9 protein-coding genes are annotated in these 13,890 nt (G+C 69.4%); 2 read left to right on the top strand and 7 right to left on the bottom strand.

Annotation, left to right across the window (positions count from 1 at the left end; translation table 11 throughout):
* Nucleotides 1-28: 28 nt before the first annotated feature.
* From Q9R47_RS08835 to Q9R47_RS08815, 5 genes are read right to left on the bottom strand one after another with little or no spacing between them, the layout of a single operon-like run.
* A complete protein-coding gene (locus Q9R47_RS08835) occupies nt 29-1,192 on the bottom strand; it encodes a PLP-dependent cysteine synthase family protein (protein WP_311232834.1) in 1,164 nt (387 codons plus the stop codon).
* Nucleotides 1,189-3,996 carry a S9 family peptidase gene (locus Q9R47_RS08830; RefSeq protein ID WP_311232833.1) on the bottom strand — a complete coding sequence of 936 codons (2,808 nt, stop codon included), beginning with the start codon at nt 3,994-3,996 and terminating at the stop codon, nt 1,189-1,191. Before Q9R47_RS08830 ends, Q9R47_RS08835 begins: the two co-directional genes overlap by 4 nt.
* Nucleotide 3,997: 1 nt before the next feature.
* A complete protein-coding gene (gene trxA, locus Q9R47_RS08825) occupies nt 3,998-4,330 on the bottom strand; it encodes a thioredoxin (RefSeq protein ID WP_311232832.1) in 333 nt (110 codons plus the stop codon).
* A 52-nt stretch (nt 4,331-4,382) separates the two neighbouring features.
* Nucleotides 4,383-6,125, bottom strand: coding sequence for an ABC transporter ATP-binding protein/permease (locus Q9R47_RS08820; protein WP_311232831.1), 1,743 nt, complete (start codon nt 6,123-6,125; stop codon nt 4,383-4,385).
* 57 nt (nt 6,126-6,182) lie between these two features.
* Nucleotides 6,183-8,543, bottom strand: coding sequence for a TonB-dependent receptor (locus Q9R47_RS08815; protein ID WP_311232830.1), 2,361 nt, complete (start codon nt 8,541-8,543; stop codon nt 6,183-6,185).
* 508 nt (nt 8,544-9,051) lie between these two features.
* Here Q9R47_RS08815 and Q9R47_RS08810 point away from each other — a divergent pair.
* Nucleotides 9,052-10,500 (top strand): PLP-dependent aminotransferase family protein, encoded by a 1,449-nt coding sequence (locus Q9R47_RS08810; RefSeq protein WP_311232829.1) that lies wholly within the window; start codon nt 9,052-9,054, stop codon nt 10,498-10,500.
* Between the two features lie 15 nt (nt 10,501-10,515).
* Here Q9R47_RS08810 and Q9R47_RS08805 read toward each other — a convergent pair whose 3' ends face one another.
* Nucleotides 10,516-11,970: a sensor histidine kinase N-terminal domain-containing protein gene (locus Q9R47_RS08805; RefSeq protein WP_311232828.1), complete on the bottom strand. Its 1,455-nt coding sequence runs from the start codon at nt 11,968-11,970 to the stop codon at nt 10,516-10,518.
* 22 nt (nt 11,971-11,992) lie between these two features.
* Nucleotides 11,993-12,679, bottom strand: coding sequence for a response regulator transcription factor (locus Q9R47_RS08800; RefSeq protein ID WP_311232827.1), 687 nt, complete (start codon nt 12,677-12,679; stop codon nt 11,993-11,995).
* Nucleotides 12,680-12,809: 130 nt separating this feature from the next.
* Between Q9R47_RS08800 and Q9R47_RS08795 the strand changes: the two genes are divergently transcribed.
* A complete protein-coding gene (locus Q9R47_RS08795; protein WP_311232826.1) occupies nt 12,810-13,769 on the top strand; it encodes a tripartite tricarboxylate transporter substrate-binding protein in 960 nt (319 codons plus the stop codon).
* The last annotated feature ends 121 nt before the right edge of the window (nt 13,770-13,890 follow it).

Raw genomic sequence — 13,890 nt, 5'->3', positions numbered from 1 at the left:
AGGCTGTCGGTTCGGCGGGGCCGCGGCCTCACGCCGCGGCGTGCGCGTGGCGCAGCGCGGACTGCAGGGGCGCGCCCTGGAGGAAGGCGGCGAGCTGGCCGTCCGCGTGCGCGATGTCGATGCCCTGGAGCCCGTACCAGCCGGGGTCGTAGTAGCTGCCGGCGTAGCGGTCTCCGCTGTCGCAGAGGATCGAGACGATCGAGCCTTCGCAGCCCTGCGCCGCCATCCGCTGCGCCGCCCAGAGCAGGCCGACGAAGTTGGTGCCGGTGGAGCCGCCCACCCTGCGGCCGAGCACTGCGGAGACGTGGCGCATGGCGGCCAGCAACAGCGCGTCCGGCACCTTGACCATGGCATCCACGCAGCCGGCTATGAAGCTGCGCTCCACCTGGGGGCGCCCGATGCCCTCGATGCGCGAACCGGCGGGCACCGTGAGGCCCGGGTCCGGGTGGCCCCGCTGCAGGCCGTCGTAGTAGTCGAAGAACACCGACGTCTCCGGATCGGCGCAGAGGATGCGGGTGGGATGCTGCTGGTAGCGTGCGTAGCGCCCCAGCGTGGCGGACGTGCCGCCCGTGCCCGGGCTGCAGACGATCCACTCCGGCACGGGATGGGGTTCCTTCTGCATCTGCCGGAAGATGGACTCGGCGATGTTGTTGTTCGCACGCCAGTCCGTGGCGCGTTCGGCATACAGGAACTGGTCCATGAAGTGGCCGCCGCTCTCCCGCGCCAGCACCACCGAGACCGCATGCAGATCGCAGGCCCGCTGCACGAGGCGGCATCGCCCGCCATGGAATTCGATCGCCGCGATCTTCTCGCGCGACGTGGAGGCGGGCACCACGGCGATGAACGGCAAGCCGAGCAGGCGCGCGAAATAAGCCTCCGACACCGCCGTCGATCCGCTGGAGGCTTCGATCACGGGCGCGCCCTCGCGCAGCCAGCCGTTGGCGAGCGCATACAGGAACAGCGAGCGCGCAAGACGGTGCTTCAGGCTGCCGGTCGGGTGGCTCGACTCGTCCTTGAAGTACGCGTCGATGCCCGGGTAGCCCGGCAGCGGCATCGGGATCAGGTGGGTGTCGGCCGAACGGCGGAAGTCCGCCTCGATCCGGGCGATGCACTCGGCTTCCCAGGCGCGCTGGCGGGTGCGCTGCTCGCCGGGCCGCGGCGCCTGCAGAGAAAGGGCCGTGGCATCCATCATGCGGCCTGGTGCGCGGCGTGTTCCGCCAGTTGCAGCGAATGGCCCGGATGGTCCGCCTCCGACCAGGGCTCTGCGCGGCCACCCAGGTGGCGGCTCAGGAAGTCTTCGCACAGCGCATTGAATGACATGCGGTTGGCTTCCCGCACGAAGCCGTGCCCCTCGTCGGTGTAGAGCGCGTAGGTCACGGGTATGCCGCTGTGCCGCAGGGCGGCGACCATCTGCTCGGACTCGGCCTGCTTCACCCGCGGGTCGTTGGCGCCCTGCGCGATGAGCAGGGGCGAGCGGATCTGCGAGGCGCGGTGCAGGGGCGAGCGGTCGCGCAGCCGGGCCAGTCCCTCTTCGGTGGCCGGGTCGCCCATCGCACGGTGCTGGCGCACGCGGTCGGCCTCCCAGTAGGCGGGAATGGACGCCAGCAGCGTTTCCAGGTTGGAGGGGCCCACCACGTCGATGCCGCAGGCGTAGCGCGATGGGTAGCGGGTGAGCGCCGACAGCACGGCGAAGCCGCCGTAGCTGGCGCCGAAGATGGCCAGGCGCCGCGGTTCGGCGATGCCGCGCTCCAGCGCCCAGGCGACGGCATCCTCCAGGTCCTCGTCCATCCTGCGGCCCCATTCGCCGTCCGCCGCATTCACGAAGCGCTTGCCGAAGCCCGTCGAGCCGCGGAAATTGACGCTCAGCACGGCGTAGCCGCGGTTCGCCAGCCATTGGTGCATGGGGTTGAAGCCGAAGGTGTCGCGCGACCACGGGCCGCCGTGCACCAGCAGCACCAGCGGCAGCGGCGCGCGGGTGCGCAGATCGCCCGCGTCGGCATGCACGGGCACGGTGAGGTAGGACACCAGCGGAAGCCCGTCGCGCGCGGGGATGACGACCGGTTGCATCCGCGCGAGCGGGGCCCAGGTCAGCCGCGGGCGCAGGTCCATCAGGTGCTGCAGCGTGCGCGCCTGGCGGTCGTACATCCACGACGACGAGGGCCGCGTGTCCGACGACATGGCGACGATCCAGCGCTGGTCGTCTTCGGTGCGCGCGGTCAGGCGCCATTCGCCGTCTCCGGCCGCGCCGTCCAGGGTCTCGATGTCGCGCCGGAGGGCGTCGTCCAGCATGTGCAGCTGGAAGCGCTCGTAGGTGACGCCGTAGGCCAGCGGGCGGTGGCTGGCGGCATCGGTGAGCATGCCGCCGATGTCGGCGCGCGGGTCCTCGGCCAGTACGGTGGCGGCGCCGCTCTCCCAGTCGATCGCGACCAGCGCGGCGGTGTCGCGGCCGCGGCTGTCGTAGGCGTAGAGCGTACGGCCCTCGGCGTCGAAATGGGTGGGCGCGGAACTGCGCCCGTCCTCCGCCGAGAAAACCTGCCACGGCCGCCAGGCGCCCGCGGCATCGCGACGCAGCCATTCGCTGCCGCCGTCCCGCGTGTTGCGCACGGCCAGCCGGACCTCGTACCGATCGTCCAGCAGGAAGCCGGCGAAGCCCGTGTTCTCTTGCACGCACTGCATCGCACCGGTGCGCAGGTGCAGCACGTGCACATCGAAGAAGCGTGCGTCGCGCGCGTTGGAGACGATCGCGATCTCGTCGCGGCGCCGCCGGCTGATGCCCTGCACGCCCGTGCGTACGCCCGGAGCGGCGGGCGTCAGGGCGCGCAGGGAGCCGTCCGCGAGGTCGGCGCCGAAGAGCCGGAAATTCTCGTCGCCGTCGCGGTCCTGCGAGAACAGCAGCATGCCGGGGACGTACGTCCAGTGGAACGCCTGGATGCCGCGCCGCGTGTCCCGCGTGATCTGGCGAGCCTCCTGCGGGCTGCTGGTGGGGGCGGCCCAGATGTTCATCACGCCGTCGCCGTCGGCCAGCCAGGCCAGCCACTGGCCGTCCGGGCTGATGGCCATGGCGGCACGTACCGGGTTGGCGAACAGGTGGGCGCGGGGAATGAGGGCTGCGGGCGCGTCGCCCTCGGCCGCATGCAGGACGTTCTGCAGCACCAGCGCTGCCTGTCGCCACTGCCGGGCGTACTGGCTCTTCTGGTATCGGTAATAGGTCCTCAGCCGCAGGGCTTTCTCGGGATGCTTTTCCTCCAGCAGGAGGAAGACGTTGGTGTGGGCGGTGTCTCCGGGCGCGCGGCGGGCCTTGTCCTCCGCGTGCAGGATCTCCAGAAGCTGCTTCATGTCTTCGTCGTCCGACTTGCCCCACGGGTAGACCGCCATCTCGGCGGCGACGCGTGCGTTGATCCATCCGCGCAGCGTGTCGGACACGGCACTGCGGGACTGCGCCGGGTCCCAGGCGGCCGCTTCGATGCACGATCCCGCGGCCGCCGCGACCGATCCGGGCTCCTGGGCATTGGTCTGCGCGACCGCCGCTCGGCGCGCTGCGCGCCAGCGGGCGCTGTCGACGTCCTGCCCCGCCAGCCGCGCCGCATGCAGCGCGGCGACGCCTTCCAGCACCTCCGCCAGGGCGGCAGCCCCCTCCAGGCCGAGCAGCCCAAGGCTGCGGCCCTTCAGCAGTTCCAGCAGGCTGCGGCTGCCCATCGTGTCCATCGGCATGCCGACCGGAATGCCCTGCAGCAGGTGGATGCCCCAGGCCACGCCCAGCGCCGGGTTGGCGGCGACCATGGAGTCGATCGCCAGGGCGAGCCATTTCGGCAGACCGAACTCCGCCTCCCAGCGCCCGAGGTCGTCGCCCCGCAGCAGGGTCCCGATGAAGCTGCCGACCTCGCCGTTCCAGTACAGGGGCCGGTGCTCCCAGCGGCCTGTGCGCTCCAGGCCATACAGCCGGTCGACCACCTGCTGTCGCCGTTGCGGATCACCATGGTATGCGTGCATGCCCATGTCAAGCCTCCAGGCATTCGTCGATGACCTGGGCGATCCGTGTCTTGGAGACCAGGCTCACCAGACGGGTCTTTTCCTTGCCGTCCACGAAAAGGATCATGGTGGGCAGGCCGCGCACCTGGAACTGCTGGGCCAGCGCCTGGTTGTCGTCCGCATTGATCTTGCAGATGCGGGCCTCGCCCGCGTATTCCTCGGCGATGTCGTCCAGGATGGGCAGCAGTTGCTTGCAGGGGGCGCACCATTCGGCCCAGAAGTCCACCAGGACGGGGCCGGAGGATTGGAGGACCTGTTCTGCGAAGGTCGCGTCGGTGACGGGAATGACGTTGGAAGGCATGGTTCGGTGGCTGTGAGGGATCGGGAAGTGAGCGGAAAAAGCGCAGGCGGATTCAGGCAGTGCCCGGAGCGGGTACGGGGCCGCCGCCCTGGCCTGGGGCTTCGCCGTGCTGGGGCGTGAGGTCGAGCACATGGTCGTGGTAGGCAACGAGCGATTCGCGGTGCGCCACGCTGACCAGGGTGCTCTCCGGCAGCGCATGCACCAGGGCCTGGTAGAGCGCCCGCTCGGTATCCGGGTCGAGCGCGCTGGTCGCCTCGTCCAGGAAGAGGTAGTCGGGCCGGTGCAGCAACGCTCGGCAGATCGCCAGCCGCTGCTGTTCGCCGCCCGAGAGCTTCTGCTGCCAGCGGTCGCTGTCGTGCAGGCGGTCGGCCAGCGCCGGCAACCGCACTTCCTGCAGCGCCTGGCGCACGCGTCCGTCGTCGAAATCGCCGGGCTGCCCCGGATAGCAGAGGGCGGCCTTGAGCGTGCCCTGAGGGATGTAGCTGCGCTGCGGCAGGAACATCATCCGGCCGCCGTCCGGCTGCCGGATGTCGCCCTCGCCATAGGGCCAGATGCCCGCCACGGCCCGCAGCAGCGTGCTCTTGCCGGCGCCCGAGGCGCCGCGCACCAGCCAGCGCTCGCCTTTGCGCATGTGGACCGCGGGAATGGTGGCGAGCGGCTGGCCATCGGGCTTTTGCAGCGCGAGGCGATGTGCCTCGATGGCAGGCTCGGGCGTCCGAGCGACGTGGATGCCCGCCGGCCGCTGTTTCGCTTCGTCGAGGGCGCCCAGCAGGCCGCGCAGCCGGTTGCCGAGGGCCCACCACTCGGTGAAGTTGACGTAGGCGAGGCTGAAGAAGACCAGGCTGCTGCTGACGGCGGTGAAGGCGCCCCCGACGCGCGTCACGTCGCCCATCGTGATGGCGCCGGAGAGGTAGCGCGGCAGTGCCGCGGCCGTGGGCAGCAGCTGGCTGGAAAAGGTGTGGGTATAGGTTTCGCGCGCCAGGATCAGTTTGGCATTGCGCACGATGATGTCCCGCCAGTTGGCGCGCACCTCTTCGAACGATTCGTCCAGGCGCTTGTGCTCGCGCGCGCCGCCGTCGTAGAAGGCGATCTGCTCGGCGTTTTCCCGCAACTGCATGCCGCGGTAGCGGAAATTGGCCTCGACGGTCTGGCGGAGGTTGAAGAGATGGATCAGCGGACGCCCGGTGAGGTGCGACACCAGCAGCGCGCCGGCCGAATACGCATACACCAGATAGACCATGTACCCGGGGATCGAGAAGCCGATGCCCCATAACGTGAACTGCAGCGTGCCGGACAGGTTCCAGAGAACGACGCTGAACGAGATGGCCGAGACCACCACGTGGATCGGATTGAGAAAAAGAAAAAGCGTGAGTTCGATGAACCGGGGGATGTCCTGCGAGATGCGCTGGTCCGCGTTGTCCAGGCGATTGTCCCGCTCGATCGCGTAGTAGGCGCGCCGCTCCGTCCACGCCGCCAGGTACCGGCGCGTCATGGCGGTGCGCCATTCGTACTGCAGCAGTTCCGTCACCACGAAGAGAAGCACCATCGACACCAGCATGGCGACCATGCCGGCGATCCATGACAGGCCCAGGCTGCGCCAGATGCCGTCCCACTCCCGCTTCACCAGCGCATCCACCACCTGACCCTGGAGCCGGTTGCTCCAGACAGCCACATAGACGCTGGTGAACATGAGCGTCAGCTTGATCGCGAGCAGGACCCAGCCGCGCCAGCTCTCGCGCGAAGTCCAGTAGGGCAGGATCAGGTCGCGCAGTCGGGGACGTTGGTGGATGTTCATGAGCGCAGAAGGCCTGGATGGGAGCGCGGGGGCGGGGCAGCGATGAGCGGCGTGCCGTCAGAGCTTGCGCTGGTAGGTCAGCATGAACGTGCGCTTGTCATAAACAGGCACGAACATGGTGCTCGTGGAGAAACCGTACAGGGTGCGGTTCGCCAGATTCTTCACGCCCAGCCGCACGGACCATTCCGGCTGCGTGTAGGCGACGCCGGCGTCGATGCGGGCGCCGCCCGGCGAGCGTGTCGCGGTGTCGGTGACGCCCAGCAGGGACTGGCCCCAGGCGCTGATGCCGAAAGCGAGGCTCCAGTGGCGCAGCCGTTCCGACTGGAAGTCGTAGGTGCTCCACGCGCTGACTTGCGTGTTCGGCCCCACGCCGGGACGCGCCGTCGGATCGGTCATGCTCTTGCGCTTGTTGTAGGAGTAGTTGAAGATGAGGTTGAGCCCGCGCATGGGCTTGCCCGAGGCCTCCAGCTCCACGCCCTGCGACCGCTGCCCGTCGATCAGGTCGTTGCAGTTCTGCGGGCGGTTGCGCCGCAGGAGGTTGACCTGGTCGATCTGGAACACGGCGGCCGACCAGGAGAAGCGGTCTTCCACATTGCTCTTGATGCCCAGTTCCTTGCTCTTGGACAGGGTAGGCGGCGTGGCCGCCGAACTGGTGCCGCAGATGTTCAGGTCGGAGAAGAGCGGCGAGAAGCCTTCGGCGTAGCTGCCGTAGACCGACGTGTTCCAGTCCAGGTTGTAGATCAGGCCGGCATTGACGGTGTTCCTGCCGAACGACTTCTTGGACGACACCGTGCTGGGCGTGGGAGGATTCGTGTAGACGGTGGTGAGACCGGGGCCGGTGTCCAGGCTCGTGTGGCGCAGGCCCGCCACCAGCGTCCATTGCTCCCATTTCAGGGTGTCCTGCAGGTACAGGCCCCGCTGCTCCTGCGGCGAGTAGTTGCTGAAGGAGCGGGTGTCATTGCTGCGCGTGAGGGCAGGGTAGGGGTACTGCGTCGGCTGGTCGAAACGCACCACCGCTCTCGGGCCCGTGTACTGGGTCTGGTCGTAGCTGTAATCGCTGTGGTTGACGCCGGCCACCAGGCGCTGCTCCACCGGGCCGGTCTTGAACTTGTAGCTCAGGTAGTGATCGCCGCTGGTGGTGGTCTGGTTCGAGTTGACCATGGTGCCGCTGTAGTTCAGCAGCAGGTTGGGCGTGCTGACCGGGAACTGGGGCGTCCAGACGGACAGGTCCATGTCGGTGCTGACGCGTTGCATGCGGCTGCTGAACTGCAGCGCGTCCGAGAAGGAGTGCTGCAGCGTGTAGAACACCGAGCGCGTCCGGGTTTCGATGCCATTGCCCGGGTTGCCGGGCAGGGTCGGTGGAGGCGGCTCGATGTAGCCCCGGATCGCCACCGTGTACCGGTCCAGCACCGAGCGCGAATTGTCGGCGGACACGCCGGCGATGAAGTCCGTGTCCGCGTTCTTCCAGCGCACCTCGCCCAGTCCATAGGTCTGCGAGCGCCCGTCGTAGCCGGCGGAGCTGCCGCCGGCTCGCGTCGCCGATCCGATCAGGCGGTAGCTGAATTCCTTGCTGTCGTTGATGGCACCGGCCAGGTCGATGGTGCCGGTGCGCTCGGCATGGCTGCCGTAGCTCAAGGACACGTCGCGGATGCGCTCGGTGGTCGGCTTCTTGGTGACGATGTTCAAGGTGCCGCCCAGGGCGTTCGCACCGGCCAGCAGGGCCTGCGGTCCCTTGAGGATCTCGACGCGCTCCACGCCGGCGATGTTGGTCTTCACGGAGTTGGGATCGCTCAGCCCGTTGGACAGCGTGGCGGTGCCCGTGTTGAAGCCGCGGATGTTGAACGCGTTGGCCCCCTGCGTGGCGGGTTGCACCACCACGCCGGCGACGTTGCGCAGCGCATCCTCGACGGAAGCCGATTGCTGGGTCTCCATCACCTTGGCCGTCAGCACCGTGACCGACTGCGGCACGTCGAGCAGGTCGGCGCCGCCGCGCGTCGCGGTGGACGAGCTGGACGCGCGGAAGCCGGTTTCCGCCTCGTCGCGTTGGGCGGTGACGGCCACGGCTGCCAGCTGCTGCACGAACACGCGGATCGAGCCGTCCGGGTTCGTGTTCATGGTCAGGCCGCTGCCCGAGACGGCGGTCTGGACGGCACCCTGCACCGTCGTTCTGATGGCGATCGCCGGTGCCTGGAGCCCCTGCACGTCCGCTTCCTCGAACTGGATGCGCTTTCCACCAATCCTGGCGATCGCCTGCAGGGTGGCGGACAGCGGCCCCGCGGGGAGGGAGAACTCCCTTTCCGAGGGAACCTGAGCGGAAGCGGCAGGCTGCTCCTGCTGCTGGGCATGCACGGCGGTGGGCAATGCGAGTGCGAGGGCGGCGCAGATGGCGGTCGCACGGAACGGGACCGGACGGAGCATCGGGGACGGGGCAGGCAGCATGGCAGGAATCCTCGGAAGGGATGTGGTCGGCGAAATCGCCAGCAACAGATGCAATTAGTGTTCCATACGCTTTTCATCGGTCTGTGCAGAGGAAAGGGCTTCGTCCGGGTTCTGGGTCCATTCCTCTAGAAGTCTTTGCACGAAAAGTGTTTGGTACAGTTTTATTGTGGCAGTTCGCCCGGTGGACGGGATAAGGGTATGTACGGATGAGCTCGCGGAGCCGGCCCGGTTTGTCGCCAATCAGGTGCAGCGTGCTGCACCAGATCGCGGCGGCGCCGTGATCGGCGGCGGGACGTGCTCCGTGCCGGTGCGTTCCGGGCCGAGCGTGCATGCGGCAGCAAACCGGACGAAAGGGAAACTGTCCGTATCAGTTCCCTCCGGCCGGCACTCCGCGGCACCGGCCGGTCTATCATTTGCGACCCGCACTCCTTGGTCCCTCCGACGCCGCATCCCCATGGCACCCACCCCCACGCCGAAGCCAGGCCCCGTGACACCGAAGAAACAGGCGGCGCCGCAGAACGCCCGCGCCAGCGGAGCGCTCATCCACCGCATCTTCAACGAGTACCGGGGCCGGATCGAGAGCCGGGCGTTGGCCGTCGGCGAACGGCTGCCTTCGGTGCGTGCGATGGCCGCCAGCATGTCCATCAGCAACGAGACCGTGCTGCGGGCCTACGACAAACTGGCGGCAGCGGGCTACCTGGAAGCACGGCGCGGCTCCGGTTTCTACGTCTCGCCGCGGGCTCTTGAGGTGGGCGCGCCCACGCCGTCGCCGCGGTGGGAGGGGCCGCCGTCGCCGGGTTCGTGGGACCACCTGCTGCAGTCCACGGGTCCGGAGGGAGACTCCGCCCTCGGCACCTTGCCCGCCGAGTGGACCGGCACCGAGGCGCTGTCCGCGGCCCTGCGGTCGCTGGCCGGCCGCCCGCCCGCGGGCCTGGCCGACTATGCGGACCGGCGCGGGTGGCTGCCGCTGCGCGAAGCCCTGGCGGCCAGGCTGCGCATGGCCGGCATCGATGCCACGCCCGACCAGATCATGACCACGGCCGGTGCCGCCGACGCGCTCAATCTCGTGGTCTGGTCATTGCTCTACCAGGGCCAGTACGTGGTGCTGGAAGAACCTGCTCCGTTCATCCACACCCAGCGCCTGCTGGCCAGCGGCATCTGGATACTGCGCGTGCAGCGCCTGGAAGACGGCCCGGACCTGGAGCGGCTCGCGGAACTGTGCGAGAAGTACAAACCCAAGGCTTTCTTCTGCAGCTCGGTCCTCCAGAACCCGACGTCCACCAGCCTGTCGCCGCGCAAGGCCCACCAGTTGCTCAAGCTCGCGGAACAGCACGACCTGTGGATCGTCGACGACGACACCTACGGCGACCTGCTGCCGCGCAGCCGGCTGGGCGAGACGGCGCGCCTGGCCGCGCTGGACCACTTCGAGCGGGTGATCCACATCGGCAGCTTCTCGAAGACCGCGGCCCCGGCATTGCGGGCCGGGTTCCTGGCCGTGAACAGCCAGCGCATGCAGCGCCTGATGCTGATGCGTTCGGTCAGCGCGATCCATTCCTCGCTGGCCACCGACCAGATCCTGCACCACCTGCTGACCGAAGGAGATTACGAGCAGCACTGCAGGGGACTGCAGGAACGGCTGGAAACCCACGGCAGGGCGTTGCTGGCGAAGGTCCGTGCCCGCGGCTGGCAGGCCAACGGGACGGGTGCAGGCATGTACCTGTGGATGTCGCCCGGCGAAGCCGTCGATGCCCCCGCCGTATGGCAGGCGCTGGCCGCGGACGGCGCCAGGGTGGCCAACGAAACCATTTTCGCGAGCCACCGGTTCGACTCGCACGTGCGCCTCAACATCGCGCGTACCGACGATGCGATGCTCGACCGGATCGCCGCCGCGATCGACCGGGTGGCTTCGCATCCCCGGCCGCCCGCGGGTATCTGAATACCGTGCGCGCCGTCAGGCCGCAGGCTTCCTGCGCTCGGCGGCGGTGGAATCGCCCGGCGCGAGCGGCAGCCGCACCACCGCGTCCAGCCCCGCGATGCGGCTGCCCTCCATGCGGTTGGACAGCTCGATCTGCCCCCCCAGGGCCTGCACGATCTCCTGGCAGATGGCCAGCCCCAGGCCGGAGCCGGTGCGCACGTCGCCCGCGGAAAACGGCTGGAAGAGGCGCTGCGCGAGTTCGGCGTCGATGCCCGGGCCGCTGTCGGAAAACGTCAGCGCCGCATGCCGCCCATCCGTCATGAGGTCGACGGACAGCACGCCCGACACCGGCGTGTGCCGGATCGCGTTGTGCAGCAGATTGCGGGTGAGTTCGCGCAGCATCCATTCGTGGGCCTGCACGGGCGCCGGATCGGTGTGGATGCCGAAGTCGATGTCCCGCTGCGCGATCAGCGGCGAGAGTTCGAGCGCGATCGCGCGCAGTTCGTCGTCCAGCCGCGTCACGGGCGGCGCGCTCTGCTGGCGCAATTGCTCCACCTTGGCGAGCGCCAGCATCTGGTTGGCCAGCTGCGTGGCGCGATCGACCGTGTCGCTGATCTCGTGCAGCGCCTGCTGGGGCGCAACATCGCCGCGCAGCGCCGACTGCACCTGCACCTTCAGCACCGCCAGCGGCGTGCGCAGCTGGTGCGAGGCATCGCGCACGAAGCGCGTCTGGTGCGCGAGCAGGTGCGCGAGCCGGCCCATGACGTGGTTCATGGCATCGACCAGCGGCTGCAGCTCGCGCGGCGTGCCCGGGGCCGCGATCGGCCGCAGGTCGTCCTCCGGCCGCGTCTGCAACTGCTCGCTGAGCCGCCGCACCGGCCGCACCGCCGATTGCACCACCAGGCCCACGATGAGCGCCACGACCAGGGCGAGCAGCGCCTGGCGCGCCAGCGTGGTCTGCAGGATCTGCAGCGCCAGCGTGCGCCGCAGCTCCAGCGTCTCGGCGACCTGGATCACCGCCATGCCGCGCCCGGTCGGGCTGGCGACGGGCTGCAGCAGCACCGCGACGCGCACCGGCTGGCCGCGGAATTCGTCGTCGTAGAAGTCCACCAGCGCGGCATAGGGTGGCCTGGAGGGGATGCGGCCGTGCCACATGGGCAGCTCGGCGAAGCCCGACACCAGCTCCCCGCCGAGGGTGGAGACGCGGTAGAACATGCGGCTCTGGTTGTCGGCCTCGAAGGCCTCGAGCGCCGAGTAGGGCACCGTGGCGCGCAGCCGGGCGCCGTCGTCGTAGCCGGACACGTCGATCTGCTCGCTGATCGTCTTGGCGGATGCCAGCAGCGTGCGGTCGTAGGCCGTGTGCAGCGCCGAGAGCGTCTGCCGGTACAGGCTCGCCGTGTTGTAGGCGATGAACAGCGCCACCGGCACGAGGATGCCGAACAGCAGGCGGCGGCGCAGCGACTGGGCGGGGTCCGTTCCGCGCCGCCTCATGCGCATGCGCTCCGATCCGCCGTCATGCGTCCGCCTTGAGCAGGTAGCCCAGGCCGCGCAGCGTCATGAGCGTGAGGCCGGTGCCGGCCAGCTTCTTGCGCAGCCGGTACACCACCACCTCGATCGCCTCGTACTGAACGTCGAGCTGCCCTGGGAACACCAGTTCGTAGAGCCGCTCCTTGGCCACCGCGTGGCCCGGCTGGGCCAGCAGAGCGTGCATGAGCGCGAGTTCGCGCGGCGTGAACTCCATCACCTCGCCGTGCAGGTAGATGGCGCCGCTGTCCTTCTCGTACCGGATGGCGCCGACCGAGACGGTGGAGGGCGCCGCCGGGCGGGCATCCGGCAGGTCGCCCAGCCGGCGCACCAGGGCGCGCAGCCGCGCTTCCAGCTCGTCGAGGTCGAAGGGCTTGGGCAGGTAGTCGTCCGCACCGGCATTGAGGCCCAGCACCCGGTCGCCCACGGTGCCGCGCGCGGTGAGCAGCAGCACGGGCGTGCGCAGGCCCCGGGCGCGCGCCTGCTGCAGCACCTGCAGGCCGTCCAGGCCCGGCAGCGTGAGGTCCAGCACCACGGCGTCGGGCGGGCGCGCGGCCCATTGCGAGAGCGCGGCGCGGCCGTCGCCGAGCGCGGTCACGTCCATGCCGCGGCGCGCCAGGGAGCGCTGCAGCGTGGCCTGCATGGCGGGGTCGTCTTCCACGAGAAGCAGTTGCATGGGGCGCGACCATAGCACCGGGCGCGGCCGCGGGCCCCATGGGTGTTTTCCCTGAGTCGGCGGACAGCCGTTTGACAGGATACGGGCGCATCATCGGCCCCGTTCGCCACACCACAAGGAGACAAGCAGCATGCGTCGCGATACCTTCCTCAAATCCCTGGCCGCCCTCGCGGCCGCCGGTGCGCTGCCGCTGTCGGCACGCGCCGCGGCGGCCATCCGGATGCTGCTGCCCGCCAACCCCGGCGGCGGCTGGGACACCACCGGCCGGGCCCTCGGCAAGGCGATGCAGGACGCGGGCGTGGCCTCGTCCGTCACCTACGACAACAAGGGTGGCGCGGCCGGTGCCATCGGCCTCGCGCAGTTCGTCAATTCCGCCAAGGGCGATCCGAACTCCCTGATGGTGATGGGCTCGGTCATGGTGGGCGGCATCATCACCGGCAAGCCGCCCGTGAACCTGTCGCAGGCCACCCCGATCGCGCGCCTGACGAGCGAGTACAACGTGTTCGTGCTGCCCGCCAACTCGCCGTTCAAGTCGATGGCCGAGGTGATCGCCCAGCTCAAGAAGGACCCGGGCAGCGTGAAGTGGGGCGGCGGCTCGCGCGGCTCCACCGAGCACATCGCGGCCGCGATGATCGCGCGCGAAGTGGGCGTGGACCCGGCCAAGATCAACTACGTGGCGTTCCGTGGGGGCGGCGAGGCGATCGCGGCCATCCTGGGCGGCAACGTGACCATCGGCGGCGGCGGCTACAGCGAGATGGCCGAATACATCAACACCAAGAAGATGGTGCCGGTGGCCGTCACGTCGGGCCAGCGCCTGAAGGGCTCCAGCGTGCCCACGCTCAAGGAGCAGGGCATCAACGTCGAGATCGGCAACTGGCGCGGCGTGTATGCGCCCCCGGGCATCACCGCGCAGCAGCGCAAGGCGCTGATCGACATGGTGGCCCAGGCCACCAAGAGCAAGAGCTGGGCCGAATCGATCGAGAAGAACGACTGGACGCCGGCCTGGATGGCGGGCGACGAGTTCGGCGCCTTCGTGGATGCCGAGTTCGCCAGCATGCGCGCCACCATGGTCAAGGCCGGCATGGTCTGACCCCCGCCGCGGGCCTCGTGCGCGCGGACCCGTTTCCCTTGCGGGCCCGTGACCGCGGACCCGTTTCCCTTGCGGGCCCCGTGCCCGCGGACCCGTTTCCCCTCCCCCGCAGCGCCTGTGC

The sequence above is a fragment of the Acidovorax sp. PRC11 genome (assembly GCF_031844105.1).
Classification (GTDB): domain Bacteria; phylum Pseudomonadota; class Gammaproteobacteria; order Burkholderiales; family Burkholderiaceae_C; genus Paracidovorax.
This window is presented reverse-complemented; position numbering and strand designations above follow the sequence as displayed.